This window comes from Nonomuraea sp. PA05 (assembly GCF_008086045.1).
GTDB classification, from domain to species: domain Bacteria; phylum Actinomycetota; class Actinomycetes; order Streptosporangiales; family Streptosporangiaceae; genus Nonomuraea; species Nonomuraea monospora.
Genome location: NZ_VSEY01000003.1, coordinates 285,489 through 312,378 on the forward strand (window position 1 = coordinate 285,489; position 26,890 = coordinate 312,378).

The 26,890-nt window shown below is 73.0% G+C and carries 23 protein-coding genes and 1 riboswitch; of the genes, 10 read left to right on the forward strand and 13 right to left on the reverse strand.

Features of this window, described 5'->3' with window-relative positions; genetic code table 11:
• Positions 1-41: 41 nt before the first annotated feature.
• The 9 genes from FXF51_RS06815 to FXF51_RS06855 form a co-directional block, all read right to left on the reverse strand.
• Entirely contained in the window at positions 42-803 is a 762-nt protein-coding gene (locus FXF51_RS06815; RefSeq protein WP_148433394.1) for an alpha/beta fold hydrolase, read from the reverse strand.
• On the reverse strand, positions 800-1,192 hold the full coding sequence (locus FXF51_RS06820) for a Cpe/LpqF family protein (protein WP_148433395.1): 393 nt from the start codon (positions 1,190-1,192) through the stop codon (positions 800-802). The genes FXF51_RS06815 and FXF51_RS06820 overlap by 4 nt, the downstream gene beginning before the upstream one ends.
• Before the next feature lie 369 nt (positions 1,193-1,561).
• Entirely contained in the window at positions 1,562-2,299 is a 738-nt protein-coding gene (pyrH, locus tag FXF51_RS06830) for a UMP kinase (protein ID WP_148433396.1), read from the reverse strand.
• A 153-nt stretch (positions 2,300-2,452) separates the two neighbouring features.
• Complete coding sequence (locus FXF51_RS06835; protein ID WP_148433397.1) at positions 2,453-2,914, reverse strand: GNAT family N-acetyltransferase; 462 nt, start codon at positions 2,912-2,914, stop codon at positions 2,453-2,455.
• Complete coding sequence (locus FXF51_RS06840) at positions 2,911-3,678, reverse strand: NAD(P)H-binding protein (protein WP_148433398.1); 768 nt, start codon at positions 3,676-3,678, stop codon at positions 2,911-2,913. Before FXF51_RS06840 ends, FXF51_RS06835 begins: the two co-directional genes overlap by 4 nt.
• An 84-nt stretch (positions 3,679-3,762) precedes the next feature.
• On the reverse strand, positions 3,763-4,398 hold the full coding sequence (locus FXF51_RS06845; RefSeq protein ID WP_148433399.1) for a LysE family translocator: 636 nt from the start codon (positions 4,396-4,398) through the stop codon (positions 3,763-3,765).
• A 38-nt stretch (positions 4,399-4,436) separates the two neighbouring features.
• A complete protein-coding gene (locus FXF51_RS06850) occupies positions 4,437-5,411 on the reverse strand; it encodes a DUF2332 domain-containing protein (protein ID WP_262379324.1) in 975 nt (324 codons plus the stop codon).
• Positions 5,412-5,436: 25 nt separating this feature from the next.
• Complete coding sequence (locus FXF51_RS61780; RefSeq protein WP_222871148.1) at positions 5,437-5,712, reverse strand: hypothetical protein; 276 nt, start codon at positions 5,710-5,712, stop codon at positions 5,437-5,439.
• Complete coding sequence (locus FXF51_RS06855) at positions 5,667-6,434, reverse strand: GxGYxYP domain-containing protein (RefSeq protein ID WP_222871149.1); 768 nt, start codon at positions 6,432-6,434, stop codon at positions 5,667-5,669. The genes FXF51_RS61780 and FXF51_RS06855 overlap by 46 nt, the downstream gene beginning before the upstream one ends.
• Before the next feature lie 346 nt (positions 6,435-6,780).
• On the opposite strand from FXF51_RS06855, the gene FXF51_RS06860 reads away from it, so the two are divergent.
• Complete coding sequence (locus FXF51_RS06860) at positions 6,781-7,941, forward strand: sensor histidine kinase (protein WP_148433400.1); 1,161 nt, start codon at positions 6,781-6,783, stop codon at positions 7,939-7,941.
• Positions 7,938-8,588 carry a response regulator gene (locus tag FXF51_RS06865; RefSeq protein WP_148433401.1) on the forward strand — a complete coding sequence of 217 codons (651 nt, stop codon included), beginning with the start codon at positions 7,938-7,940 and terminating at the stop codon, positions 8,586-8,588. Before FXF51_RS06860 ends, FXF51_RS06865 begins: the two co-directional genes overlap by 4 nt.
• On the opposite strand, the gene FXF51_RS06870 is transcribed toward FXF51_RS06865, so the two are convergent.
• Positions 8,585-11,455, reverse strand: a complete 2,871-nt coding sequence (locus FXF51_RS06870) for an ATP-binding protein (RefSeq protein WP_148433402.1) — start codon at positions 11,453-11,455, stop codon at positions 8,585-8,587. The two genes, FXF51_RS06865 and FXF51_RS06870, sit on opposite strands and share 4 nt — an antisense overlap.
• Positions 11,456-11,619: 164 nt before the next feature.
• Here FXF51_RS06870 and FXF51_RS06875 point away from each other — a divergent pair, with 164 nt between their 5' ends.
• The 3 genes from FXF51_RS06875 (at position 11,620) to FXF51_RS06885 (ending at position 17,951) form a co-directional block, all read left to right on the forward strand.
• Positions 11,620-15,360: a S8 family serine peptidase gene (locus FXF51_RS06875; RefSeq protein ID WP_148433403.1), complete on the forward strand. Its 3,741-nt coding sequence runs from the start codon at positions 11,620-11,622 to the stop codon at positions 15,358-15,360.
• A 119-nt stretch (positions 15,361-15,479) separates the two neighbouring features.
• Positions 15,480-15,821 (forward strand): hypothetical protein, encoded by a 342-nt coding sequence (locus FXF51_RS06880; RefSeq protein ID WP_148433404.1) that lies wholly within the window; start codon positions 15,480-15,482, stop codon positions 15,819-15,821.
• Between the two features lie 3 nt (positions 15,822-15,824).
• Positions 15,825-17,951, forward strand: coding sequence for a carbon starvation CstA family protein (locus tag FXF51_RS06885; protein ID WP_148433405.1), 2,127 nt, complete (start codon positions 15,825-15,827; stop codon positions 17,949-17,951).
• On the opposite strand, the gene tenA is transcribed toward FXF51_RS06885, so the two are convergent.
• From tenA to FXF51_RS06900, 3 genes are all read right to left on the reverse strand, one after another.
• Positions 17,937-18,605, reverse strand: coding sequence for a thiaminase II (gene tenA / locus FXF51_RS06890; protein WP_148433406.1), 669 nt, complete (start codon positions 18,603-18,605; stop codon positions 17,937-17,939). The genes FXF51_RS06885 and tenA overlap by 15 nt on opposite strands.
• 7 nt (positions 18,606-18,612) lie before the next feature.
• Positions 18,613-19,416: a bifunctional hydroxymethylpyrimidine kinase/phosphomethylpyrimidine kinase gene (gene thiD / locus FXF51_RS06895; protein WP_148433407.1), complete on the reverse strand. Its 804-nt coding sequence runs from the start codon at positions 19,414-19,416 to the stop codon at positions 18,613-18,615.
• A riboswitch (TPP riboswitch) is annotated at positions 19,410-19,506 on the reverse strand. (Overlaps the previous gene by 7 nt.)
• A gap of 15 nt (positions 19,507-19,521) precedes the next feature.
• Complete coding sequence (locus tag FXF51_RS06900) at positions 19,522-20,820, reverse strand: MFS transporter (RefSeq protein ID WP_187414229.1); 1,299 nt, start codon at positions 20,818-20,820, stop codon at positions 19,522-19,524.
• A 177-nt stretch (positions 20,821-20,997) separates the two neighbouring features.
• Between FXF51_RS06900 and FXF51_RS06905 the strand changes: the two genes are divergently transcribed.
• From FXF51_RS06905 to FXF51_RS06925, 5 genes are read left to right on the forward strand one after another with little or no spacing between them, the layout of a single operon-like run.
• The gene (locus FXF51_RS06905) at positions 20,998-22,251 is read left to right on the forward strand and encodes an alpha/beta fold hydrolase (RefSeq protein ID WP_222871151.1); all 1,254 of its coding nucleotides are present in this window, start codon (positions 20,998-21,000) and stop codon (positions 22,249-22,251) included.
• Positions 22,248-23,708, forward strand: coding sequence for an aldehyde dehydrogenase family protein (locus FXF51_RS06910; protein WP_148433409.1), 1,461 nt, complete (start codon positions 22,248-22,250; stop codon positions 23,706-23,708). The genes FXF51_RS06905 and FXF51_RS06910 overlap by 4 nt, the downstream gene beginning before the upstream one ends.
• 12 nt (positions 23,709-23,720) lie before the next feature.
• The gene (locus FXF51_RS06915; protein ID WP_148433410.1) at positions 23,721-24,611 is read left to right on the forward strand and encodes an NAD(P)-dependent oxidoreductase; all 891 of its coding nucleotides are present in this window, start codon (positions 23,721-23,723) and stop codon (positions 24,609-24,611) included.
• Between the two features lie 2 nt (positions 24,612-24,613).
• Entirely contained in the window at positions 24,614-26,092 is a 1,479-nt protein-coding gene (tcuA, locus tag FXF51_RS06920) for an FAD-dependent tricarballylate dehydrogenase TcuA (RefSeq protein ID WP_148433411.1), read from the forward strand.
• Positions 26,085-26,861 (forward strand): N-acyl homoserine lactonase family protein, encoded by a 777-nt coding sequence (locus FXF51_RS06925; protein WP_148433412.1) that lies wholly within the window; start codon positions 26,085-26,087, stop codon positions 26,859-26,861. The genes tcuA and FXF51_RS06925 overlap by 8 nt, the downstream gene beginning before the upstream one ends.
• Positions 26,862-26,890: the final 29 nt, after the last annotated feature.

Below are 26,890 nucleotides of genomic sequence, written 5' to 3' on the forward strand. Positions count from 1 at the left end.
GATCCTTCACCGGCGGGCGCGCCGCCCGCAAGCCGTGCGCGTCACCGTTCGAGGTGCTCGAAGAGCAGCCGCAGCACCGTCTCGGGCGCCTCGACGTGCGGGTCGTGCCCGGTGGCCAGGGACGCCTCCCGTACCAGCGGGCACTCCTCCACCACCGCGCCGAGCTGCCGCCGCGTCCACAGGCAGTACGCCTCCCACGCCGGCACGAGCCGATCGGGGAAGACGGCGGCGAATGCCGTCGCGTCACCGCTGACCACCAGCAGCGGGCAGCGCGCGGCGCGGTACACCTTGAACAGGTCCAGGGCGTCGATCTCCCGCATGACCTGCAAGAACTCCTCCGGAAGGCCCTGGCCCAGCTCCGTCAGGAAGGCGGTCATCTCCTGGCAGGCGGCCGACGCCGCGGCCTCCTCCAGGCCGGCGAACTGGCCGGGGCGGGTCGGGTTGCCGTGGCCGTCGAGGTTCACGGCGAGCGGGCAGTCCGGGTGCTCGGACGCCCACAGCGCGGCGACCATGCCGCCGAGTGAGTGGCCGACGATCACCGGCCGGTGCAGCCCGTACGCGCCGGCGACGGCGGTGACGTCGCCGAGGGCCGCCTGCCACGACCACGGGGCGGCCCCGGACTCGCCGTGGCCGCGCAGGTCCATGGACACCGGCCGGAACCCGGCGGTCACGAGGAGCCGGGCGAAGACGTCCCAGTCGTGGCGGGTGCGACCGCCGCCGTGCAGGAGCAGGACGTCCTGGCCGGAGCCGCCGTGGTCATGAGCGGCGATGGGTACGCCGCCGCTCGCGACGGGCGTGATCATTGGGGTTCGAGGAGCAGGTAGTCGATCTTGCCGTCGTCCCCGACGGAGATCTTCGTGTCGTACTTCTGCCCGGCGGGGATGGACGTCACCCCGGCCAGCTCGTTCGGCTTCGTGCTGCTCAGCTCGTCCAGCTTGAGCCCGGCCAGGTCCTTGGCGATGCCGTTGAACTTGTCCGCAGGGATCTCCTTGAGGAAGGCCTCGCTGAGGTGCTCGCCGAGCTCGTTCTCGGGGATCGGCGTGCGGTTGACGGCGTCCAGATACCACTGCAACTGCTTGCCCACCGGGCTGTCGGGGACGGCCAGGCTCGGCCCGCCGCCCGCGGCCGAGCAGCCCGTCACGAGGGCGACGAGCAGGGTGAACAGGCCCGCTAAGGCTGGGATCGAACGCACGGGAGAACTCCTGATGATCGACTGCAGGGGAGGGAATGCTAGCAACCGCGACCGTCAGAACCGCGTCGGGCGGGATCCTCACTGTCAGAGCAGGATGACGGGGTTGGTGAGGGCGGCCATGCGCCCGTCCGGGTGGCGGATCTCGGCGCGGACGAACGCCGACTCCGCCGCGCTCGTCCGCCACTTCACCAGGCCGGGCCCGTTCCGGGCAGCGCTTCGCGCAGCACCGTGCCGCGTTCGGTGTGCAGGGTGACCGCGAGCGCGGCCCAGTCGGCCCAGGCGGAGGGCGTGTTGTGCTCGGTGACGGCGATGAAGTCGAGCCCGGCGGCGCGTGCCCCTGCCGTGACCGGTCGCCATCCCGGCAGGGTACTAGGCAGGCGGCACGGCGTCGTCGGTGGTGATACGGGTGCCGATGTCCTCGCCCTCGCAGATGGCCCGCATGACGCCCCTGGCGGCCACGTCGAAGACGTGCATGCGCAGGCCCTGCTCGTTGGCCAGCACGAACGCGCTCTCGTCCATGACCCGCACCTTGGCCGCCAGCGCCTCACGGTAGGTGAGGTTCGTGAAGCGCTTGGCGTCCGGGTTGAGGTTCGGGTCGCTGTCGTACACGCCGTCCACGCCGCGCTTGGCCACCAGCAGCGCGTCGGCGTCCAACTCCAGGGCGCGTTGCACCGCGGGGTAGTCGGTGGTGACGTACGGCTGGCCGATGCCGCCGGCGAGCAGCACGATGAGGTCGCGGCGCAGGTGCCGGTCGGCGCGCAGCCTGATGAACGGCTCCGCCACGCTCTGCATGGGCATCGCCGTCATGACCCGGACGTCGGTGTCGGAGCGGGCGGTCAGCACGCCGCGCAGCATCAGCGCGTTCATGACGGTGCCCAGCATGCCGATGTTGTCGGCCTCGGCCCTGCCGATGCCCCAGCCGTCCGCCATGCGCCCGCGGAAGTAGTTGCCGCCGCCGATGACCACGGCGATCTGCACGCCGAGGTCGTGGACCGACAGGATCTCGTCCGCGAGCTGGGCCAGGCTCGCCGGGTCGGTGCCCCAGCCGGACTCTCCCGACAGGGCCTCGCCGCTGAGCTTGACCACGACCCGTGAGTAACGACGCATGCCCGCATCCCTTCGCGGTCGCGCGCTCGGCGACCCGACCAAGGATACGCGCGGGCCGTCCCGGAGCCGGCGCACGTCGCCGTCCCAGAGCCAGTGCGCGTCGCTGTCACAGGGGCAGTGGGCGTTGCCGTCACAGAGGAAGTGCGCGCGCCGTCACAGGGGCAGGACGCCGACCGTCTGGTCGCCGCTGACCTCGCCCGTCGGCTCGAACCCGAGCCTGCGGTAGAACCCCTCGGGCCCGCCGTCCCCCGGATGCCAGGTGACGTACATCCGCGTGGCGCCGCGCCGCCTGAGCTCGCCGGCCACGGACGCGACGGCGAACCGCCCGACCCCGCGCCCCTGCGCGTCGGGCACCACGTTGAGCCGCCACAGCCCGGAGCGGAAGTCCACCCCCTTGCCGTTCCAGTCGATGTCGAGGAACGCCATGAGGAAGCCCACGGCCACGTTCCCGTCGAGGATGAGGCGCGGCCAGGCCGTGCGCGGATGCACGTACGCCTCGGCCAGCGACTTCACCACCGACGTGACGAAGTGCTCCTGGTCGGGGCGCACCTTCACGGCGATGGCCGCGTCCAGGTTGGCCGGGGTGATGGGCGCAAGGCGCAGGTCGGGCGTCATTGGGCGGGTTCTCCTCCAAGGAGACGGGCGATGACGGTCTCGGCGGGCCTGCCGAGCAGGTGCTCCAGATCGGACGTCTGCCGCTCCAGCGCGCCCGCCCGGATCAGGCCGTTGATCCAGCTCATCGGGCCGCGGCCGGAGTCCGGAACCTCCCGGTAGGTGACGCCCAGGGCCTCGGCCACCTCGGGGTGGGTCCAGAGCGGGCCGGTGAGGTCGTACGCGCGGCCCAGGGGGGTCTCGCCGGTCAGGACGTTCGCGGCGGCCTCGGCCAGGTCGGAGCGGAACGCGGTGTTCAGGCCGCGGCCGGCGGTGCCGCTCGTCAGCTCGCCGCCGGTGACCCGGGGCAGGAAGGCGTCGCTGTAGAAGGGGTGGCGCAGGAACGTGTACGGCAGGCCGGTGGCGAGGATGGCCTGCTCCGTGGCGTGGTAGGCCTCGGTGAGACCGGTGGGCGCGGTGTCGGCGTCCAGGAAGCTGGTGAAGGCGATGGCGGCCACGCCGGCGTCGGCGGCGGCGGTCACGGCGGCCTGGTGCTGGGCGATCCTGCGGGGCGTGTCGAGCTCGGGGGAGGAGATCAGCAGCAGGCGTTCGACCCCCTCGAAGGCGGTGCGCAGGCTCGCCGGGTCGTCGTAGTCGCCGCGCCGGGCCTGGACGCCCGCCGGAGCGCGTACGGGATCGCGGACGACCGCCACCACCTCCGCCCGCGTGCGTAGCCGGTCGATGACGAGGCGGCCGAGCGCGCCGGAGGCGGCCGAGACGGCGATCACTGTGAGCGGACTCCTTCGGGAAGCGGTCGCTCCAGTGGACCTCCGGCGACCGGCCCGGCGCCACTCATTTTCACCGAGCCGAGTTCACGACCTCTCCAGGGCCAGCTTCACGCCGAGCCCGACGAAGATGCCGCCCGTGGCGACGTCGATGCGGCGCCGCGCGGCCCGCCGGTGGCGCAGCCAGCCGCCGATGCGGCCCGCGAGCACGCCGACCGCCCCGTCCACGGCGAACTCCAGCGCGATGAGGATCACCCCGAGGATCGCGAACTGCAGCCACACCTGACCCAGGCTCGGATTGATGAACTGCGGCAGGAAGGCGATGGTGAAGGTGACCATCTTCGGGTTGAGCAGGTTCGTCATCAGCCCGCTCAGGTACGCCTTGCGTCCCGACATGCCGCCGCCGCTCATGGCCACGTCCATGGGGCTGTCGTCACGCTTGCGGATGGCCTGGACGCCGAGGTAGATCAGGTACGCGGCGCCGACGACCCGCACCACGGTGAAGGCGACCGGCACCGCCTCGAACAGCGCCGCCAGGCCCGCTGCCGCCACGGCGACGTGGACGGCCTCGCTGGTGGCCACGCCGGCGGTGGCGAGCAGGCCGGCCTTCGGGCCGCCGCGCATCCCGCACCCCAGCACGAAGAGCATGTCCGGCCCCGGTGTGATCATTGCGATGATCGTGGTGACGGTGAAGAGGGCGAGCAGATGGGGGTCGATGGGCATGACCGTATTCTCCCATGGTGTCCGGGGGCAGCCGAGGCTCACACCCAGTGCAGCCGGCCGCCGTGCATCGCCGAGAACGCCACCGGCCGGCCGTCCAGGGACAGCACGTACATCAGGGGGCCGTCCGGGTGAGGCCGGGGGAGGCGCGCGGTGACCTGCGGCAGGATGCCCTCGGTCTCCTGCCCGATCCAGTGGCAGCCGAGCCGGGCGAGCTGGTCGGCGAACGCGGCCCTGCCCTCGTCGCTGACGTAGTAGAGCACCGCCGTGTGGTAGACGACGAGCGTGGCGTCCGGCGGCGCCTGGGCCGCGACCTCGGCGAGCCGGTCGTTCAGGTCGCCTCGCACGATGGGCGGCGGGTCGTCGCGTGCCAGGCCGATCGCGGTCTCCAGGCGGTGCAGCCGCTCGTGCTGCTCCGGCCAGACCAGCGTGCGCAGCCAGCGCACGTCGTCGGGGTCGGTGACGTCGAGGGGGTTGAGGTCGATGCCCGCGCGCCAGGCGACGGTGATCGGGCCGGGGCGGGTGAGGTGCGGGGGCGGGGTGCCTTCGACCTGGCAGTTCAGCCGCAACGGGCTGCCCACGGCGCCGAACACATGGCCGTTCTGGGTGTAGGCGTACCGGTCGGGCAGCAGGCACAGCCCGGCCGACGCGCCCACCTCCAGCAACGCCAGCGGCTGGGGCAGCGAGGCGAGCAGCGGGTAGAGGGCGGCGCACCTGGCCGGCTCGTTGGTCTGGGTGCGCCGGGCGAGCATGGCCGCGACGACGGCCTCACGGTGCTCGAAGAGGGCTTCGCGGAAGTCGTCGTACCCGGACGGGGTGCCGGTGACGTACCGGGCGGCGGCGAAGAGCAGGTTCGGCTGCCGCTTGGCCGGGGGCAGCCCGCCGAGCAGGGCGAGCAGCTCGCGGTCGGAGGCCACGCCGGAGGCGAGCCGTTCGTAGAGCGGCGAGGCGCCGGGCGCCTCCAGGGTCGCGAAGCGCCGGTACATCGCCGCCGTCGTCTCCGTCTCGTCCACCACGCATGACCTCCCGCGTCAGATCACCTCACACCGTGATCATGACCTCTCGGAGCAGCTTGAAGAAGGCGTCGCCACGGACGATCTCGAACGGGTCGCCGAGCAGCTCGCTCAGCTCGGCGATGTCGGCCGGCGCCCAGTTCCAGGCGTTGACCGCCCCGGCGATGAACAGCGGGCGCCCGCCGTCCCACCCCTCGATGTGCCTGACCAGCGTGTCCCGGTACTCCTGCGCCCTGCCCTGCGGCGAGAAGTTCCCGATCACCGGCAGCCCGGCGGGGCGGCTCGCAGGTCGCCGGTCTCCCACGACTGGATGACGCCGCGCAGCGGCGTGTTCTTCCGGTACGAGGCCGCGATCCGCTCGTCGAAGGCCACCCAGCCGTCGCCCGCCGCGTTGCGATGGTTGTAGGCGTAGACCAGGTCCATGCCCGTGCGGCGCAGGAACCGCCCGGTCAGCGCGGTGTACGCGTCGAGGTCGCCCTGCGGCCACGACCCCGGGTAGGTGTAGCCGGCGCCGGACGGCCCCGCGATCAGCAGGTCGTTGCCGGTGGCGGTGCGCTGGTAGTACGCCAGCAGGGCGGGCCCGACGTCGGCCAGCAGTGGGCTGACCGTCCAGTTGGTGGGCACCCGGCCGCGCGCGGGGTCGTCCCAGATCTGCCGCATCCTGCGCTGGCAGTACTGGATGTTGTCGCCCTCGCCGACGGTGAGCGTGAGGTAGACCCGGTTGCGCAGAGAGGTGCGTGGCACCGGGCGTACGCGGTCGGAGATCCTGGCCTGGACGCCCGCGTGCACGGTGGCGTTCATGTAGTAGTCGGCGGGCACCACCTCGACCGCGTGCTGCGAGGCCCGGTCCACGCCGCCCCACTCGCCGGCCACGTCGTTGGAGAACCAGCCCGCGTACGGCGTCGTCGGCCGCACCTCGCTCAGGATCTCGTCCAGCAGCGCGCCCGTCTCCCCGCTGGGCGGCAGCCAGAACACCATGGCCCGCGTCGCCACCGTGTAGTCGCGGAAGTAGGGGAAGGGCTCCACCCGGGTGGGCGCCGTGGTGGTGGCGGTGACCAGGAACTGGTTCCACAGCGGGTGATGAGGTCGAGCGGGCGGTCGTGGCGGGTGATCCTCGCGCCGGTGCTGTCGAGCCAGGCGGCGTCGTAGTTCTCGGCGTTGTAGTTGAAGTAGAGGCGGGGCCGCGGCGGTTGACGACGCCCTGGAGGGTGGTCAGGAGTAACTGGTCGTCGCCGTGCAGGGTGCTGAGGTCGGCGTAGTCGAGGCGGGACGGCCGGCCGAAGCCGGGCAGGAGGGGGGTCGCGGCGGCGGCCACACGGAACCATACTTTCGGCCGGTACTGCGCCCGCGCCCCTGCTTCTAGCGTGGAGGCATGCGGGAGCGGTGGGAGGCCGCCGGACTCGGCGTCGCGTGCGCGGTGGTGCTCGCCGTCTGGAGCCACCGGATCGTGGACAGCTGGGGCGGCGGCTACTGGGTGTTCGGCTGCGCGGCGGGCGCGGTGGTGTGCCTGCTCGCCCTCGTACGCCGCCGCGCCCCGCTGTGGACGGCCGTCGCCGGGATGGCGGTCGCTGCGGTGGCCATCGCGATCGTCCGGCCGGCCGACCTGCCCGCCGAGCCTGGCCCTGGACTGGCACTCGGGCTGTCCGTGCTGGTGGGCTCCGCACTCAGGAGGCTCCCGGCGCCGCAGGCCGCAGGCGTCGGCGCCGGTGGGCTCGCGGTCGCCCTCGGCAGCCAGCTCTCCGGCTCGCCGCACATCGGCGTCCTGACGCTGAACCTCGCAGCGTGGCTCGCCGCCGTCGCGGGCGGGCTGGGGCCCCGGCTGCTCGCCGCCCGCCGGGCCGCCGTCGCCGAGCGCGTACGCCACGCGGAACGGCTGGAGCTGGCCAGGGAGCTGCACGACGTCGTCGCCCACCACGTCACCTGCGTCGTGCTCCAGGCGCAGGCCGCGCAGCTCGTCGCCCGCAAGGACCCCGAGCGGGTCGCCGGGTCGCTCGCCGACATCGAGGCCGCCGGGTCCGACGCGCTGGCCGCCACCCGGCGCGTGGTCGGGCTGCTGCGTGAGCGTGGCAGGCCGGTTGCGTTCGGGCCCGCCGAGCGGCTCGGGGAGCTGGTCGGCCGGTTCAGCGGGCCTCCCGTGACGCTGCGGCTGCCCGACGGGGAGCCGGCGTGGCCGTCCGAGGTGGCGGGGACCGTCTACCGGGTGGTTCAGGAGTCGCTGACCAACGTGTCCCGGCACGCGTCCGGCGCCGGGGCGGTCGTCGTCAGTGTCACGCAGGGGGAGGGGCAGGTGGTCGTGGAGGTGACGGACGACGCGCCGCCGTCTCCGCATGGCGAGGGGAAGCGCTGGGCGCGCTCAGGGGGTGGCTTCGGGCTGGTCGGGATGCGGGAGCGGGCCGAGGCGCTCGGCGGCGGCCTGTCGGCGGGCCCGCGCGCAGGGGGCGGATGGACGGTGCGTGCCACGTTGCCCCTGCCCGAGCGAGCCGCCGCGCCGAGGACGGCGCCGCATGACGGCGCCCTGGGCGGGCGGCGGTGAGCATCAGCGTGCTGCTGGCCGACGACCAGCCCATGATCCGGAGCTGCCTGCGCCTCATCCTGGAGGACCAGCCCGACATCCAGGTGATCGCCGAGGCCGCCGACGGCGCGGAGGCGGTCACCGTGGCCCGCAGGCTGCGCCCCGACGTCTGCCTGGTGGACGTGCAGATGCCCCGCCTCGACGGCATCGAGGTCACCGCCGCCCTGGCCGGGCCCGACGTCCGCGACCCGCTCCGGGTGATCGTGGTCACCACGTTCGACCTCGACGAGTACGTCTACGGCGCCCTCAGGGGCGGCGCGGCCGGATTCGTACTGAAGGACGCGGGCCCCGAGCTGCTCGTCGAGGCGGTCAGGGCCGCGCACGCCGGCGACGCGCTCATCTCACCGTCGATCACCCTCCGCCTCCTGCGCCACCTCACGGCCACCACGCGACGAACCGCCCGCGCCCCCTCCCCGGCGCTGTCGGAGCGCGAGACCGAGGTCGTCCGGGCCGTCGCCAGGGGGCGCACCAACCAGGAGATCGCCGCGGAGCTGCGCATCTCGCTGAGCACGGTGAAGGGCCACGTGTCGTCCGTGATGACCAAGCTGGGGATGCGCAACCGGGTCGAGATCGTCGCCTGGGCCTGGGAGAGCCGCCTCCTGCCCTAGGCGACCGGGAACGTGCGCAGTTCCTTGCGCGAGGCCAGGCCGAGCTTGCGCAAGGCGTTGGCGATGTGGCTCTCCACCGTCCGCCTGGACAGGAACAGCGCGTCGGCGATCTCCTGGTTGGTCCTGCCCGCCGCCGCCAGCAGCGCGACCTCGCGTTCCCGGGACGACAGCGTGCCGCCGTGCGAGGGCCGCCCGCCTCGCCAGGGGTACGGGATGGGGACGCCGTTCTGGCGCATGACCCGGCAGATCCGGGCGATGTCGCGATCCGCGCCCAGCGCCCCGTAGGCCCGTAAGGCCTTCTCCAGCAGGGTCCCGCCGTCGCCGGTGCCGCGCTCGCAGCGCCACCGCCCCAGCCGCTCCCCGGCCAGCGCCTCCTCGTAACGCAGCCCGGCCTCGCCCAGCAGGACCCGCGCCCGGTCCTGAAGCTGATCGGCCCGCTCGCCCCCGTGCGCGCGTGCCAGCACCGCCTCGGCGGTCAGCAGCGCCGCCTGCGCGAGCGGCGCGCCGGCCCCGGCGAGCCCGGCGCGCAGCTCCGCCACCAGCCCCGCCGTCTCCGCCGCCCGCCCCTGCGCGTCCATGGCGTCGACCAGGCACAACACGCTCTCGGCGCCCCACACCCAGTTGCCCTTCGCCCGTACCAGCGCCAGGGCGGCGCGGGCCTGCTCGGCGGCCCCCGTGGCGTCGTCCAGGGACAGCAGCAGCCGCGACAGCGTCATCCGGGCGGGGATGAGCGGCCAGACCGCCCCCACCCGCGACGCGACGGCGATCACCTCGCGCAGGCAGCCGGCGGCCCGCTCGGCGGGCCCCATGGCGGCGAGCAGCGCCCCGTGCAGCAGCCGGGAGTCGGGCAGGGCCGCCGCGAACCTGGCGAACGCGCCGGCCAGCCGCGCGACGCGGGCCTCCAGCCCGTCCCACCGCCCGGCCGCGTGGTCCACGGCGGCCGTGACCAGCTCGACGACCTCGGCCACCCGCAGGTACTCGGCCTCGTTCGCCACCTGCCGCCCCTCGGCCAGCAGCGCTTCGGCGCGGTCGAGGCGGCCGATGTGCAGCGCGCCCTGCGCCCAGTTGAGGCAGGCGCGGGCGTGCTCTCGCGGCGTCGCGCGCAGCCGTTCGTCGGCCAGCAGCGCGTCGATCAACCGCCACGCCGCCGGGTCCCCCTGCTCCAGCAGCAGCGACGCGCGGGCGATGCGGACCGCGATGCCGATGTCCGGGTCGCCGCTGCGGCGCGCGGCCAGCTCCGCCTGGTCGCAGCGGGCGGTGTGCTCGCCGATGCCCCGGTCGGCGACGGTCTCGGGTGCGGACAGCACGGCCAGCGCCCGGCCCAGGAGCGCGGGACGTTCGCGCAGGTCCTCGATCGCGGCCTCGATCTGCAGGTAGCCGGCCCTGACCTCGCCGTGCTGGCGCAGCAGGCGGCCGAGCGCGAAGCGCAGCTCGCCGCGCAGCGGGGCGGGCGGCGGCTCGGTGGCCAGCAGGCGCTCCAGGATCGGTACGGCCTGAGCGTGCGCGAGCCCGTCCACGGCCACCCGGCCGAGCTTGACGGCCAGCCGCACCCGCACGTCGCGCGGCAGCTCCTCGACCTCCAGCGCCCGCAGCAGGAAGCGGGCGGCCGTGGCGTCGTCGCCGTGGGACAGCGCCGTGTCGGCGGCGGCCTCGGCGTTGCCCACGAAGTCGGCCGTGCGGCCGGCGCGCTGGAAGTGGTGCGCCAGCCTGGCCACGGGCCGGGGGCCGCTGCCCGACTCCAGGGCCCGCGCGGTGCGCAGGTGCAGCCAGCGCCGCCCGGAGACGGCCACGGACTCGTACACGATCTGCCGGGCCAGCGCGTGCCTGAAGCGGGAGCGGCCGTCCTCCTCGTGCAGCAGCCCCACCGCCTGCGCCCTGGCCAGCGCCCTGGCCACCTCGGGCGGGCTGCGGTCGCTGACCTCGGCCAGCACGCGGTCGTCGGGGGTCATGCCGATGACGGCGGCGGCGCCGAGTATCTCCTGCGCGGGGTCGTCGAGCGAGGACAGGCGCTGGAGCACCACGTCCCGCAGCACGGTCGGCACGGCCAGGTCGGCCAGCACGTCGGGGCGGCCGGGGATCTCGCCGGCGGGCAGCCGCTCCAGCAGCGTGCGCAGCACCTCCTCCACCACGAACGGGATGCCGCCGGTCTTCTCGTAGAGGGGGGCGGCGAACTCCGGGGGCAGGTCGGCCTTGAGCACGCCGCGCGCCAGCTCCTCCACCTCGGGCAGGCTGAGCGGGGCCAGGCTGATCGTGCGGGCCGGGCCTGAGGGCGCCCTGGCGAACGCCTCGCGGATGGGGAGCAGGCCGGCCTCGGTGCGTACGGTGAGGATGACCGCCACGTCGCGCGGCTGGTGGGCGGCGAGGAAGGCGAGGAAGTCGTGGGTGCCGGCGTCGGCCCAGTGCACGTCCTCCAGCACGAGCACGAGCGGGCTGAGGTGTTCGAGCAGCGCGACGGCCGCGCGGAAGACGCGGTGCCGCTCCGCCCGCTGGTCCGGCAGCGGCGGGAGGGGCGGGGGCAGGTGCTCGGCGATCTCGGGCAGCAGCGGCGCCAGCGCGCCCGCCACGGGGTTGAGCGGTAAGGGGGAACGGGCGAGTTCGTCTCCCGCCAGGCGGAAGGCGTCGAGCAGCGGCGAGAGCGGCAGCGGCTCCTGGAGCTGCTCGCACTGGCCGACGAGCCGCCGCGTCCCGGCCAGGTCGGGCGCGGCGAACAGCTCCGCCACCAGGCGGCTCTTGCCGATGCCCGCCTCACCCTCGACCAGGGCGAGCGACGGCGGCGCCGCGATGGAGGAACGCAGCAGCGCCAGCTCGGAGCGGCGGCCGACGAGCACGTCGGAGAGCGAGCCCGAAGGGGCCGGTCCCAGAGGCAAGCGGCCACCTCCTACCGGATATCAGCGGCAACAGGCTACCGGATCCTAAATTTCCGTTTAATGACGGCATAAATCCGTATCCGGTACGGATGTGGCTGCCGCCCGCCCCTCAATACCGTCAGCGATCATCCGCGTGATCGCGGAACGCGCATGAAGGGGCGACGATGCATCTGTCCACAACCCCCAGACGGCTGGTGGCGACCGCCACGCTGGCCGGTCTGACGATGGCCGGGCCGGGCTGGCCGAGCGCCGCTGCCGCCGCGGAGGAGCAGAAAACCTACATCGTGCAACTGGCCGCCGACCCCGTGGCCACGTACGAGGGTGACGTGGCCGGTCTGGCGAAGACCAAGCCAGGCGAGGGCGAGAAGATCGAGACGGGCTCCGCCGAGGTGAGCGAGTACGTCGACCACCTCAAGGGCCGGGGCGACGCCGTGCTGCGCAAGGCGGGTGGCCAGAAGCTCTACGAGTACGTCTACTCCTACGACGGCTTCGCCGCACGGATGACCGCGGGCCAGGCGGCCAAGATGCGGACGTTACCCGAGGTCATGGCGGTCACCGAGGACAGGAAGGTCTCGGTGGCGACCTCCTCGACCCCGGCCTTCCTCGGCCTGGACGACCGCGGCGGCCTGTGGGACCGGCTCGGCGGCCCCACAGGCGGCCGGAAGGGCGGAGGCGCCGGCGACGGCCTGGTCATCGGTGTGATCGACAGCGGCATCTGGGCCGGCAGCCAGAGCTTCGCCAACCCGGACGCTTCCGGGAAGCGGTACGGGCCGCTGCGCGGCTTCGCGGGCGGCTGCGCGCAGAGCAGCCCCGACCAGTCGTGGGACGCCGCGCTGTGCAACGGCAAGATCGTGGCGGCCAAGCACTTCAACGAGGGCTGGGGCGGCGACGCGGGGATCAAGGAGCAGCTCCCGTGGGAGTTCCAGTCGCCGCGCGACTACAACGGCCACGGCACGCACACGGCCTCCACGGCGGGCGGCAACCATGACGTGACAGTGACGGGCCCCGCGGCGGGGTTCGGCAAGATCAGCGGCATCGCGCCGCGCGCCAGGATCGCCGCGTACAAGGCACTGTGGTCCACCCAGGACGCCTCGACGGCGAACGGCTACTACTCCGACCTGGTCGCCGCCATCGACCAGGCGGTGGCCGACGGCGTGGACGTGATCAACTACTCGGTCTCGGGCACCAGCACGGACCTGCTCGACCCGGCCGAGATGGCGTTCCTCGCGGCGGCCGAGGCGGGCGTGTTCGTGGCCGCGGCGGGCGGCAACGACGGGCCGGCGGCGGCCACGGTGGCGCACCCGTCCCCGTGGGTGACCACGGTCGCGGCCGGCACGCACAACCGCGGCACGCAGGGCACGGCGACGCTCGGCAACGGCGCCTCGTACTCCGGCGTCTCCGTGGCCGCCACCAAGGCGGGGCCCGCTCCGCTGATCGACGCCGCGGCGGCCGGGGTGGCCGGCGCGGACCCGGTGAAGGCGGCGCAGTGCTGGGCCGCCAGGGACAACGGCGGCACGGCGGTGCTCGACCCGGCCAAGGTCAAGGGCAAGATCGTGCTCTGCGACCGCGGGACGACGCCGCGCGTCAACAAGAGCGTCGCGGTCTCCGAGGCGGGCGGCGCCGGCGTGATCCTGACCAACACGGATGAGAACTCGCTCAACGCCGACCTGCATCCCATCCCCACCGTGCACCTCGCGGTCAAGGACCGGCAGGCCGTCAAGGACTACGCCGCCACGGCTGGCGCCACGGCCACGGTGGAGCAGGCGAAGATCACCACGGACGCGCCCGCCCCGTACGTGGCGGCGTTCTCCTCGCGCGGCCCGCTCCAGGCGGCCGGCGGCGACCTGCTCAAGCCGGACCTGATCGCCCCCGGCCAGGACATCCTGGCCGCGTTCGCGCCGCCCGGCGCCAACGGGCTGGAGTTCAACGTCTCCAGCGGCACCTCCATGGCCGCCCCGCACGTGGCGGGCCTGGCCGCGCTGCTGAAGGACCTGAACCCGCGCTGGTCCCCGATGGCCGTCAAGTCGGCCCTGATGACCAGCGGCTACGACGTCAAGGACGGCCCGTCCACCGACCCGTCGGTCATCTTCGGCCAGGGGGCCGGGCACGTCGCTCCGAACAGCGCGGCCGACCCGGGCCTCGTCTACGACAGCGGCATCAAGGACTGGATGGCCTTCCTGTGCGGCAGCACCAACGCCGTCGAGCCGAAGGTCTGCGACGCGCTGGCCGAGCGCGGCCACTCCTTCGACCCCAGCGACATGAACGTGCCCTCGATCGCCGTCGGCAGGCTGCCCGGCACGCAGAAGGTGACCCGCAAGGTGACCAACGTGGGCCGCTCGACCGCCACGTACACCGCCTCCGTCACGGGCCTGGAGGGGATCGACGTCAAGGTGTCGCCGAGCCGGCTGAAGCTGCGCGCGGGGGAGACGAAGTCGTTCACGGTCACCTTCACCCGGACGACGGCCGCGATGAACGCCTACGCGGGCGGGCAGCTCGCCTGGAAGGAGCGCAAGCACACCGTACGGGTGCCCGTCGTGGTGCGCCCGGTGCCCGAGAAGTGGGCGGCCACGTACGGCGTGGCCGGCGGCCAGGACTCGGCCGAGTTCATCGTCAACGACCCCGACGGTAAGCGGATCTACGTGACAGGCGCCAGCTACGGCTCCACGCCCGGCCTGCTCAGCCCGAGCATCGCCACCGTCGCCTACGACGCCGCCACCGGCAAGGAGCTGTGGAGCAAGCGGTACACGGGCCCGGCGGGCAACTACGACGAGCCGTTCGCGCTGGAGCTGAGCCCTGACGGCGGCAAGCTGTTCGTGGCGGGCATCAGCGCGGGCAAGGAGAGCGGCACCGACGCCGTCACCCTCGCCTACGACCCGGCGACGGGCGAGCAGCTCTGGGAGGCCCGCTACACGGCGGCGAACGCGCACTCCGACCACGCCAACGGGATCGACGTGGCGCCCGACGGCAAGACCGCCTACGTGACCGGCATGACGACGGTCGGCGACAACGGCGAGGCCGACTACTTCGTGGCCGCCTACGACACCGCCGACGGCAAGGAGAAGTGGCAGGCCCGCTACGACGGCCCCGGCAAGGGCACCGACGACGCCCGCGTGGTCGAGCTGACCCCCGACGGGACGAAGTTGTTCGTCAGCGGCCAGAGCCAGGGCGAGGAGGGCACCGGCCTGTCCGACTGGGGCACGGTCGCCTACGACGCCGCCACCGGGCAGCAGCTCTGGACGGCCAGGCGGAACGGCCCGGCGAACCGCATCGACGTGCCCTCGGGCATGGCCGCCGACGCCAAGGCCGTCTACGTGACCGGCAGCATCGAGACCCAGGACACGCAGAGCGACGTGATGACGGTCGCCTACGACGTCGCCACAGGGAAGGAGCTGTGGGCCGACCGCTACGACGGCCCGGGGCACGAGAGCGACACCCCGCACGACGTGACGCTCGCGCAGGGCAGGCTGTACGTCACCGGCAACACCACCGGCGAGGGCACCGGCTCCGACTACACCACGCTCGCCTACGACGCGGCGACCGGGCAGCGGGCCTGGGTGCAGCGCTTCGACGGGCAGGCGAAGAACGAGGACTACGCCTGGGCCGTCAGGGTGACGCCCGACGGGAGCAAGGTCGTCGTCGCCGGTCAGAGCGCCGACGACCAGGCGAAGGGCGCCGACTACGTGACCATCGCCTACGACGCGGCGAGCGGCTCCCCGCTCTGGACGGGCCGCTACGACGGCGCGGTCGGCGCGGGTGACAACGCCCACGGGGTGGCCGTGGACGCGACCGCCGCCGACGGGGTCCGCATCTTCGTGACGGGTTCCAGCGCGACGGGCGGCACCCCGCCGTTCGCGCTGGAGGTCGACTTCGCCACGGTGGCCTACTTCGAGCCGTGGAGTAAGTGACCTTCTGACGAGAGGAAGCGCCCCCCGGGATATCGGGGGGCGCTTCCGCCGTTTCAGCGGCGATCACCGTGGGTAAGGGTCGGGTTGATTCTGAGCTGCCTGATCTTCAGGAGCCCCAGATGTCCCGTATCACGCTCACTCCCGCGGCCCGTGAGGCCCTCCGCGACGGAGAAGTGGTCTTCTTCGACTGGCATGTCACCGGCCTCTGCTGCGCGGACGCGGGGGAGTTCTCGGTCAGGGCGTTGAGCCGAGCCAGGCTGCCCAGGCGGGCCCGCCCGCTGAGTCGGTCAGAGCCGGTGTACGCCCATCCCATCGCCTGGTTGCACCTCGCCGACCTTCCCGTGACGATCGACTGCCGCCCGCTGTGGCGCTGGCGGCGCTTCACCTCCGATCTGCCGCCGGACGCCGGTCTGCGCTGCTGCCTGGGGCGCCCTCTATATGGCCCTCTTCACGGGAGGTAACCGGTGAAGCTGCGTTCCATCATCATCTGGACGGCGGTGGCGCTCGTCGGCGCCGTGGGGTGGGCGGTGCTCGCCCTGTCCAGGGGCGAGAACGTCAACGCGGTGTGGCTGCTGTGCGCCGCGCTCGGCTCGTACGCCATCGCCTACCGGTTCTATGCCCGCTTCATCGTGCGCAAGGTGCTGCGTGCCGACGACCGCAGAGCAACCCCGGCGGAGCGGCTCGACAACGGCATCGACTATCAGCCGACCGACCGCCGGATCCTGTTCGGCCACCACTTCGCCGCGATCGCCGGGGCGGGGCCGCTGGTCGGGCCGGTGCTGGCGGCCCAGATGGGCTACCTGCCAGGCACCATCTGGATCATCGCCGGCGTGATCTTCGCCGGCGCGGTGCAGGACATGGTGATCCTGTTCTTCTCCATGCGCCGCAACGGCAGGAGCCTCGGGCAGATGGCCCGCGAGGAGATCGGCCCGGTCGGCGGGGCGGCGGCGCTCATCGCGGTCTTCGCCATCATGATCATCCTGCTGGCGGTGCTGGCGCTGGTCGTGGTGAACGCGCTGGCGCAGTCGCCGTGGGGCGTCTTCTCCATCGCGATGACGATCCCGATCGCCCTGTTCATGGGTTTCTACCTGCGGGTGCTGCGGCCCGGCCGGGTCGTCGAGGTCACGGTCATCGGGGTCGCGCTGCTGCTCCTGGCGATCGTGGCGGGCGGCTGGGTGCAGGAGTCGAGCTGGGCGCCGTTCTTCACGCTGAGCCCGTCGGCGCTGGCGCTGTGGCTGATCGCGTACGGGTTCGTCGCGGCCGTGCTGCCCGTGTGGATGCTGCTCGCCCCGCGCGACTATCTGTCGACCTTCATGAAGATCGGCACCATCGTGCTGATCGCGATCGGCATCGCGATCACCGCGCCGCCGCTGCAGACCACGGCGTTCACCGACTTCGCCTTCACCGGCAAGGGCCCGGTCTTCGCCGGGTCGCTGTTCCCGTTCGTGTTCATCATCATCGCCTGCGGGGCGCTGTCCGGGTTCCACTCGCTGATCTCGTCCGGCACGACGCCCAAGATGATCCAGAAGGAGACCCAGGTCCGCATGATCGGCTACGGCTCCATGCTGATGGAGTCGTTCGTGGCGGTCATGGCGATCACCGCGGCCTGCGTGCTGACCCCCGGCCTCTACTTCGCGATGAACTCCCCGGCGGGGGTGCTCGGCCCGACCGTCCAGACCGCCGCCGAGGCGGTCACCAACATGGGCTTCGTCATCACGCCCCAGGATCTGCAGGCCGCCGCGGCGGCCGTGCAGGAGGAGACGCTGATCGCCAGGACGGGCGGCGCGCCCACGCTGGCCGTGGGCATCTCGCAGATCTTCTCCGGCTTCCTCGGCGGGGCGGCGCTGCAGGCGTTCTGGTACCACTTCGCGATCATGTTCGAGGCGCTGTTCATCCTCACCACCGTGGACGCCGGCACGCGGGTGGGGCGGTTCATGCTCCAGGACACCCTGGGCAACCTGTGGAAGCCGATCTCCCGGGTGAGCTGGTGGCCAGGCCTGGTGGTGACCAGCGCCGTGGTCGTGGCCGCCTGGGGATACTTCCTCTACCAGGGCGTCAACGACCCGCTCGGCGGCATCAACCAGCTCTTCCCGCTGTTCGGCATCGCCAACCAGTTGCTGGCCGCCGTGGCGCTCACCGTGGCCACGACCCTGCTGATCAAGAGCGGGCGGCTCAAATGGGCCTGGGTGACGGGCGTGCCGCTGGCCTGGGACGCGGCGGTCACGCTGACCGCCAGCTACCAGAAGGTGTTCTCGCCCGACCCGACGCTCGGCTTCTTCGCCCAGCGCGACCGCTACCAGACGGCGCTCGACCAGGGGCAGCTCCTCGCGCCGGCCAAGACGACCGACGCGATGCGGCAGATCGTCGTCAACTCCACCGTGGACGGCATCCTGGCGGCGCTGTTCGCGGTCCTGATCATCGTGGTGATCCTCGACGCCGCCCGCGTGTGGATGAAGGCGATCAGAGCCAGGGAGCCGCTGCCCAGCACGGAGGCGCCGTTCGAGGAGTCGAAGATCTACGCCCCGGCCGGGCTCATCGCCACCAGGGAGGAGAAGGAGGCGATGGCGAAGGCGTCGTCATCGAGCGGTTAGCCACCGCTCCGTCGGCCAGGCCTCGCGCCGCCACGCGCTGTCCCAGAACATCCACTCGTACGCCGCCGCCCGGCAGTACGCCCGCGCCATCGCCTCGCGGGTGTCCGGCCCCGCGGCGGCGGCGAGCCGGTCGGCGATGGCCTTGGCCTGCTCGACGGAGGCCGCGAAGCCGGGGTCGGCGTAGGTGGAGATCCACTTGCCGTACGGGTGGCCGCCGGTGTCGCCGGCCCGCTTCAGCAGGGCGGCGCCGACGTCCTGGTAGATCCAGAAGCACGGCAGCACCGCCGCCACGATCTCCGGGTAGGGCGCGCTCAGCGCGGTGGCCTGCAAGTACGACGCGTAAGCCAGGCAGGTCGGCGAGGTCGGGCCCGAGGCGTCGAGCTCCTCGATGTACCCGGCGTGCAGCAGGCGCTCGGCCGCCAGCGCCGTGTGCGCGCTCTGCGCCCAGAAAGCGGCGTCGTCAGGCGTGGTGGCCCGCACCGAGGCGGTGGCCAGCACCTTGGCGAACGCCTCCAGGTAGCGGGCGTCCTGCACCATGTAGAACCCGAACCGCTCGCGGTCGAGGGTGCCGTCGCCGAGGGCGGTGATGAAGGGGTGCTCGTGGACGGCGCGCATCAGCTCGGCCGTGCGCTGCCAGACGTCGTCGCAGAACATGCCGCCCCTACCAGATCGCGTGGAAGTGGTGGACGGGGCCGTGGCCCGAGCCGACGTGCAGGCTGTCGGCCGCGCGCAGCGCCTCGGTCAGGTAGGTCTTGGCCGCCCGCACCGCGCCCGCCCAGTCGTCGTGACGGGGGCGCAGCGCCGCGATGGCCGACGACAGCGTGCAGCCCGTGCCGTGCGTGTTCTTCGTGTCCACGCGGGGCGCGGCCAGCTCGATCGTGCCCTCCGGCGTCGCCAGCACGTCCACGCAGGTGTCGCCGTCGAGGTGGCCGCCCTTGAGCAGCACCTGCCGCGCGCCCAGCGCCCGCAGCCGCGCCGCCTGCTCGTGCATCGCGGCCAGGCTCCCGGCCGGCTCCTCGCCGAGCAGGTCGGCCGCCTCCGGCAGGTTGGGCGTGATGAGATCGACGCGGGGCAGCAGGGTCTCGCGCAGCGCCGCCACCGCGTCGGCGGGCAGCAGCCGGTCGCCGCTCTTGGCCACCATGACCGGGTCGAGCACGACGTAGGCGGGCCGGTAGGTGTCGAGCGCCGCCGCCACCGCCTTGATCAGCGCCGCGTTGCCCAGCATGCCGATCTTCACGGCGTCGGCGGGCACGTCGGTCAGCAGCGTGTCGAGCTGCTCGGCCACGAACGCGGCCGGCACCTCGTGGATGCCGGTCACGCCGGTGGTGGTCTGCGCGACCAGCGCGGTGACGACGGTCATGCCGTACGCGCCGAGCGCGGAGAAGGTCTTCAGGTCGGCCTGGATCCCGGCGCCGCCGCTGGGATCGGTGCCCGCGATGGACAGGACTTTGGGAACAGCGCTCACGGCCGTGACGTCCCTTCGCTAGTCCGAACTAGATCAGGTTCGACGGGTGTGATCTCAGCCCGGCCTTCCCGGGCACCCCGCGTCATCGGCCACAATAACAGGCGCTCAGACCTCGACGGCGTGGGCCTCCCGGGTGGTGGCGGCGCGGGTGGCCAGATAGGTGGCCACGATGGTGATCAGCCCGGCCGCGATCATGTAGGGCGGGATGCCGACGATGGCGCTGCCCGCCGCCGCCTGCAGCGAGGTCAGGATCACCGGGGCGAAGCCGCCGCCGAGCATGCCGCCGATCTGGTAGCCGAGCGAGGCGCCGCTGTAGCGGACGCGGGCGCTGAACATGTCGGCGAACAGGGCAGCGAGCGGCCCGTACATGGCGGGGTGGATGACCGACAAACCGAGGATCGTGGCCAGGGCCAGCACGAGCGGCGAGCCCGTGTCGATGAGCAGGAAGAACGGGTAGGCGTACAGGATGAAGGCGATGGTGCCGCCCAGGAACACCTTGCGGCGGCCGATCCGGTCCGACAGCGCCGCGAACGCCGGGATCGTGATCACCTCCAGGGCGGCGGCGATGGAGACGATGAGCAGCACCGTGCCGCGCTCCATCTTCAGCTCGGTGGTGGCGTAGGTGAGGATGTACGTGCCGAACAGATAGAACTGCAGGAACGGCGCGATGCAGGCGCCGAAGGCCAGCAGCAGGTTCTTCGGGTGGCGGCGGATGGCCTCGACCACCGGCAGCCGCGCCTGCCCGCCCGACTGCTTGACCTTCTCGAAGTCGGGCGTCTCCGCCAGCCGCAGCCGGATCAACAGGCCGACCAGCAGCAACGCCACGCTGCACAGGAACGGCACCCGCCAGCCCCAGCTCATGAAGTCGTCCTTGGGGAGCAGCGAGACCAGGGCGAACGCGGCAGAGGCGAGCACCAGCCCGGCGGGCGCGCCGGACTGCGGCCAGCTCCCGTGGTAGCCGCGCCGGTTCTCGGGCGAGTGTTCGACCGCCATCAGCACGGCGCCGCCCCACTCGCCGCCGACCGCGAAACCCTGCAGCAGCCGCAGCACGACCAGCAGGACGGGCGCGAGCACGCCGAGTGAGTCGTAGGTGGGCAGCAGGCCGATCAGGAACGTGGCCGCGCCCATGATGAACAGGCTCAGGACCAGCATCGACTTGCGGCCGAGCCGGTCGCCGAAGTGGCCGAAGACGATCCCGCCCAGCGGGCGGACCACGAAGCCGGCGCCGAAGACCGCGAAGGCGGCGAGCGTGCCGGCGACGTCGGAGAACGTCGGGAAGAAGAGTTGGTTGAAGATCAGCGCGGCGGCCGTGCCGTAGATGAAGAAGTCGTACCACTCGATGGTGGTGCCGATGAAGCTGGCGAGCACGACCTGCCTGATCGGTTGCTGGTTCTGGGGGGTCACAGGCGCTGCCTCTCTGCGTTGCACCGCGTCGCACGATGGGGTGCCGGAGCGTGTGAGGAGCGAGTGTATGCAACGGTATCCCGATATTGTCAATGGTTGGCCGCCGTAGTTGACACGAACCCCGATGAGTGGATATCTCCGTATTCAACGGTATACATCGCACTTGAGGAGGTGACCGTGAGGCTGGCGGAGCGGGCCGACGACTGGCACGCGGCCTGCGTGGCCGACACCGCGCTGGCGGCGCTGGGCTGCCGTGGCGAGGTCGGCTTCGGCATCAGGGCCGGGGACGACGTGGCGACCTTCGCCTTCCGCGACGGGAGGCTGACCGGCGCCGCGGCGCGGACCGACTTCGAGGTGGTCGCGGAGCCCGCGGCGTGGCGGCTGTTCTTCACGGCCGAGCCCCGGCCGCCGCACCATCACCTCTTCGGCATGCTCATGCGCGTCCCCGGCACCGCCGTCACCGGCGACGAGGTGTGCTTCGCCCAGCACGCCCACCTGGTGCGACGGGTGCTGGAGATCGGCCGCGCGGTGATCGCGGGCCCGCCGCCCGCGCCGGCCGCGGCTCCAGCAGTGGCGCGGGTGGATCGCATCGAGGGGCGTTACCTGCGGGCAGAGGTGGGCCAGGAGACCGTGCGGCTGTTCTACGAGCACGCGGGCACCGGCCGCGACGTGCTCTTCCTGCACACCGCGGGCGCGGACGGCCGTCAGTTCCACCACCTCATGAACGACGACCGGCTGGCGGAACGCTGCCACATGGTGGCCTTCGACCTCCCGTGGCACGGCCGCTCCGGCGGTCCGCCCAGTGAGCACCCCGGCGCGTACGCGCTCGACACCGACCGCTACGTCGCCACGGTCATGGCCGTGGTCGAGGCATTGAACCTCGACAGCCCCATCGTCGTCGGCTGCTCGATGGGCGGCGAGATCTGCCTGGAGCTGGCCCTGCGCCACCCCGACCGGCTCGGCGGCGTGGTGGCCTGCGAGGCCGCCGACCACGTGCCGGGCCGGCAGGTCGGCTGGGCCCGCGACCCGAGGGTGAACCAGACGCTGTTCGTGCCGGAATGGGTGGAGGGGCTGATGGCCCCGCAGAGCCCGCCGGAGCACCGGCGCGAGGTGTGGTGGGGCTACTCCCAGGGCGGCTTCGGCACGTTCGCCGGGGACATCGCGTTCTACAGCGGCGACTGGGACGCCCGCGACCGGGTCGGCCGCATCGACACGGCCCGCTGCCCGGTGGTGATGCTGACCGGCGAGTACGACTACTCGTGCACGCCGGAGATGTCCCGGCGGACGGCCGAGCGCATCCCGGGCGCGGTCTTCATGACCATGCCCCGGCTCGGCCACTTCCCGATGGCCGAGAACCCGGCGGAGTTCGCCGGGCACCTGCTCAGGGCGCTGGACGAGATCGACGGCAAGACGAGGGAGACGGCCGGATGAGATATCGCATGCTGATCGGCGGCGAGCGGGTGGACGCGGCCGGCGACCGCAGGCTCGCGGCGGTCAGCCCGTACACGGGGGCGGAGTTCGCCACGGTGCCCGACGCCACGGCCGCCGACGTGAGCGCGGCGGTCACCGCGGCGGCGGAGGCGTTCGAGAGCACCTGGGCGGCGACGCCGGGCGTGGCGCGGGCGCGGCTGATGCACCGGCTGGCCGACCTGATCGAGGAGCGCGCCGACGAGCTGGGCCGCCTGGAGAGCACCGACAACGGCAAGCTGCTGAAGGAGACCGCCGGGCAGGCCAGGTTCGCCGCGCGCAACTACCGGTTCTTCGCCGGGTACGCGGACAAGCTGTACGGCCGCACGATCCCGCTGGACAACCCGGACACCCTGGACTACACGCTGCGCGAGCCCGTGGGCGTGGCCGCGCTCGTCACGGCCTGGAACTCCCCGATGCAGCTCCTGGCCAACAAGCTCGCCCCCGCGCTGGCCACCGGCAACTGCGTGGTGATCAAACCGTCGGAGCACGCCTCCGCCACCACGCTGGAGCTGGCCGACCTGGTCGAACGCGCCGGCTTCCCGCCCGGCGTGATCAACATCGTGACCGGCGGAGCCGAGGCGGGCACCGGCCTGGTCGCGGATCCGCGCCTGGGCCGCATCAGCTTCACGGGCAGCGTCGCCACCGGCCAGGCCATCGCCGCCACGGCGGCCCGCACGCTCGTCCCCGTCACCCTGGAACTGGGCGGCAAGTCGCCGAACCTCGTCTTCGCCGACGCCGACCTCGACGCGGCGATCGCCGGCGCGATGGCCGGGATCTTCGCCGCAGGCGGCCAGACCTGCATCGCGGGCAGCCGCCTGCTCGTCGAGCGGCCCGTCTACCAGCGGGTCGTGGACGAGCTGGCACGGCGCGCTGACGCCATCAGGCTGGGCGACCCGCTGCTGCCGGACACCCAGATGGGCCCGGTGGCCAACGCGCCGCAGCACGAGCGCATCCAGCGGATGATCGCGGCCGGTGACGAGGCGGGCGCGCGCCGGGTCACCACCGAGCGGGAGGTGCCGGACAAGGGGCTGTTCGTCCGGCCGACCGTCTTCGCCGACGTGCACAACGGCATGCCGATCGCCAGGGAGGAGATCTTCGGCCCGGTGCTGAGCGTCATCCCGTTCGGCGACGAGGAGGAGGCCGTCGCGATCGCCAACGACAGCGACTTCGGGCTGGCCTCCGGCATCTGGACCACCAGCCTGGCCCGCGCCCACCGGGTCGCCAAGCGGCTGGTCGCGGGCACCGTCTGGGTCAACACCTACCGGGCGAGCGCGGCGCAGGCGCCGTTCGGCGGCACCCGGATGTCCGGGTACGGCCGCGAGCGCGGCGAGGAGGCCATGGAGGAGTACCTGCGCACCAAGAACGTCATGATCGACCTGTCCGGCCGGGCCGCCGACCCGTTCGCCATGCGGACCTGAAGGGAACGCCACATGAGATCACCAGTGGGGCTGTGCGGCCTCGGCAACATGGGGTCCGCCGTCGCGCGGCGGCTCTCCGAGACCTGCCGAGTGCTCGCCTACGACCTCGACCCCGCCCGCACCGAGGCCGCGGGCGAGCTGGACGGCGTGACGGGGGTCGCGGAAGTGGCCGACCTGGCACAGGCAGAGACGGTCGTGCTGTCGCTGCCCACCCCGGCCGCCTCGGCGCAGGCCGCCGCCGCGATCGCGCCCGGCATGCGCCCGGGGTCGCTGATCGTCGAGACCAGCACGGTCAACCCGGCGGACATGCACCGGCTGCGCGAGCTGTGCGCGCCGCACGGGGTCCGCGTGCTCGACGCCGCCATCCTGTCAGGGGTTGCGCAGATGGCGGCGGGCACGTCCACGCTGCTCATCGGCGGTGACGAGGAGGACGTCGCGCGCGCCCGCCCGGTGCTCGACGCGCTCGCGCCCCGGCAGCTCGTGCTCGGCGGGATCGGCGCGGGCATGGCCGCCAAGGTCATCAACAACGCCGTGGCGCACGCCGTCATGGTCGTGCTGGCCGAGGCCGGCGCGATGGCGGCGGCCACCGGGGTGTCCGAGCGGCGGCTCGCCGAGCTGCTGGCCGACCCCGAGGCCGGGCTCACCCGCCCGCTCACCCACCGCTTCCTGGAGCGCGTCCTGCCCGGCGACTACGAGGGCGGCATGCCGACCGCCGCCGCCCGCAAGGACTCCACGCTCGCGCTGGCCCTGGCCCAGGACGCCGGCATCCCGCTGTTCGCCATCCAGGCCTGCCACAGCGTGTACGAGATCGCCGTCGGCGGCGGGCTCGGCCGCCAGGACTACGCCTCGATCGCCACCCTGTGGGAGCAGTGGACCGGCCGCCCCATCTCGGAGAAGGAGTGAGCATGACCTCGTACGACGTGATCGTGGTGGGCGGTGGCAACGCCGGCTTCTCCGCCGCCCACGCCGCGCGCGAGCGCGGAGCCCGCGTGCTGCTCCTGGAGAAGGGCGCGGCCGACGAGGCGGGCGGCAACTCCTTCTACACGGCGGGCGCCTTCCGCTTCCCCTTCTCCGGCCTGGACGAGCTGCGGCCGCTGATCGAGCAGGACCCCAGGCACGCCACGACCGACGTGCCGCCCTACACGGCCGAGGACTTCCTGGCCGACATGAAGCGGGTCACCGACGGCCGCTGCGACCCCGTGCTCACCGACGTGCTGGTGGGCGACGCGGCGGAGGCGGTCAGGTGGCTGGCGGGCAAGGGGATCCGGTGGCGGCTGATGTACGAGCGGCAGGCCTACGAGTCGGACGGGCACTGGCGCTTCTTCGGCGGCCTGGTCGTCGGCACGTCCGGCGGCGGGAAGGGGCTGATCGCCGGGCACACCGAGGCGGCGGTCGCGTCGGGCGTCGAGATCCGGTACGGCGCGGCGGTCACCGCGCTGCCGCACGACGGGCGGCGGGTGACGGGCGTCGAGTACCGCGACGCGTCCGGCGCGTCCCACGAGGTCACCGCGTCCGCGGTCGTGCTGGCGGCGGGCGGCTTCGAGGCCGACCCTGAGCGGCGGGCCCGGCACCTGGGGCCGGAGTGGCGGCGGGCCAAGATCCGCGGCAACCCGCTGAACACCGGCGAGGTGCTCGACCTGGCGATCGCGGCGGGCGCGCAGCCGTACGGCGACTGGACCTCCTGCCACAGCACCGCCTGGGACGCGAACGCCCCCGACGGCGGCGGCAACCGCACCCTGACCAACCAGCTCACCCGCCAGAGCTATCCGGTCGGCATCGTGGTCAACCGCGAGGGCCGCCGCTTCGTGGACGAGGGCGCCGACTACCGCAACTACACCTACGCCAAGTACGGCAGGGAGATCCTCCGCCAGCCGGGCGGCGTCGCCTTCCAGCTCTTCGACGCCGGGAGCAGGCCGCTGCTGCGGAGCGAGGAGTACGACTCGCACCCGATCACCGCCGCTCAGGCGGACACACTGGCGGAGCTGGCCGCCGCGCTGGGCATCGACCCGGCCGGGCTGGAGGAGACCGTGGCGCGCTTCAACGCCTCGATCGACGCCGCGGTGCCGTTCGACCCGTCGGTCAAGGACGGCCGGGCGGCGGCCGTCCAGCCGCCCAAGTCGAACTGGGCGCTCGCGCTCGACGCGCCGCCCTACTACGGGTACGCGGTGACGTGCGGCATCACGTTCACGTTCGGCGGAGTGCGGGTGGACACCGACGCCCGCGTCCTCGACGGCGACGGCGCGCCGATCCCCGGCCTGTACGCGGCGGGCGAGCTGGTCGGCGGCCTGTTCTCCGGCAACTACCCGGGCGGCTCAGGGCTCACCTCCGGCACCGTCTTCGGCCGCCGCGCGGGCGTCCACGCGGCCGGAGCAGCCGATGTATGAGCTGTACGCCATTCGCTACGCGCATCGCGACGCGTCGGTGCGCGGCGAGCACTTCTACGGCCACGATCCGTGCGCCCTCGACCCCTACCCGATCGACTACTACGTCTGGGCGGCCGTCGGGGAGCACGGCGTGGTGCTGGTGGACGCGGGCTTCACCGAGGAGACCGCCGCGCGCCGCGGCAACCGCCACCACCTGCGCTCACCCGTGGACACCCTGGCCGCCCTGGGCGTGGAAGCCGCCGGAGTGGGCCACGTGGTGCTCACCCACCTGCACTACGACCACACCGGCCACCTGCGCGACTTCCCCGGCGCCAGGATCGTGCTGCAGCGGGCCGAGCTGGCGTTCTGGACCGGGCCGCACGCGCACCGCGGCGACCACCCGCACCTGGCCGAGCCCGGCGACATCGCCTACCTGGTGCGGGAGAACTTCACCGGCCGCGTGCGGCAGCTCGACGGCGACCACGAGCTGCTGCCGGGCCTGAGCGTGCACCACGTGGGCGGTCACACGCCCGGCATGCAGGTCGTCCGGGTGCGCACCGCGCGCGGGTACGCGGTCGTCGCCTCGGACGCCAGCCACTTCTACGCCAACATCGAGGCCGACCGGCCGTACGGCATCGTCAACGACCTGCCGGCCATGTACGACGCCTTCGACCGGGTCCGTGAGCTGGCCGGCTCGCCGGAGCTGGTCGTGGCCGGGCACGACCCGCTCGTGCTGGAGCGCTATCCGGCCGTGCCGGGCCTGGAGGGTTACGCGGTGCGGGTGGCGTAGGGGTTGTTGACCACACGTTCGAGTGTCGG

Coding starts and splice junctions, on each gene's coding strand:
- FXF51_RS06845 (WP_148433399.1), bottom strand. CDS start 4,398: ATGCCCATCGACCCCCATCTGCTCGCCCTCTTCACCGTCACCACGATC.
- FXF51_RS06815 (WP_148433394.1), bottom strand. CDS start 803: ATGATCACGCCCGTCGCGAGCGGCGGCGTACCCATCGCCGCTCATGAC.
- FXF51_RS06875 (WP_148433403.1), top strand. CDS start 11,620: ATGCATCTGTCCACAACCCCCAGACGGCTGGTGGCGACCGCCACGCTG.
- FXF51_RS06925 (WP_148433412.1), top strand. CDS start 26,085: ATGTATGAGCTGTACGCCATTCGCTACGCGCATCGCGACGCGTCGGTG.
- pyrH (WP_148433396.1), bottom strand. CDS start 2,299: ATGCGTCGTTACTCACGGGTCGTGGTCAAGCTCAGCGGCGAGGCCCTG.
- tenA (WP_148433406.1), bottom strand. CDS start 18,605: ATGTTCTGCGACGACGTCTGGCAGCGCACGGCCGAGCTGATGCGCGCC.
- FXF51_RS06835 (WP_148433397.1), bottom strand. CDS start 2,914: ATGACGCCCGACCTGCGCCTTGCGCCCATCACCCCGGCCAACCTGGAC.
- FXF51_RS06910 (WP_148433409.1), top strand. CDS start 22,248: ATGAGATATCGCATGCTGATCGGCGGCGAGCGGGTGGACGCGGCCGGC.
- tcuA (WP_148433411.1), top strand. CDS start 24,614: ATGACCTCGTACGACGTGATCGTGGTGGGCGGTGGCAACGCCGGCTTC.
- FXF51_RS06880 (WP_148433404.1), top strand. CDS start 15,480: ATGTCCCGTATCACGCTCACTCCCGCGGCCCGTGAGGCCCTCCGCGAC.
- FXF51_RS06915 (WP_148433410.1), top strand. CDS start 23,721: ATGAGATCACCAGTGGGGCTGTGCGGCCTCGGCAACATGGGGTCCGCC.
- FXF51_RS06860 (WP_148433400.1), top strand. CDS start 6,781: ATGCGGGAGCGGTGGGAGGCCGCCGGACTCGGCGTCGCGTGCGCGGTG.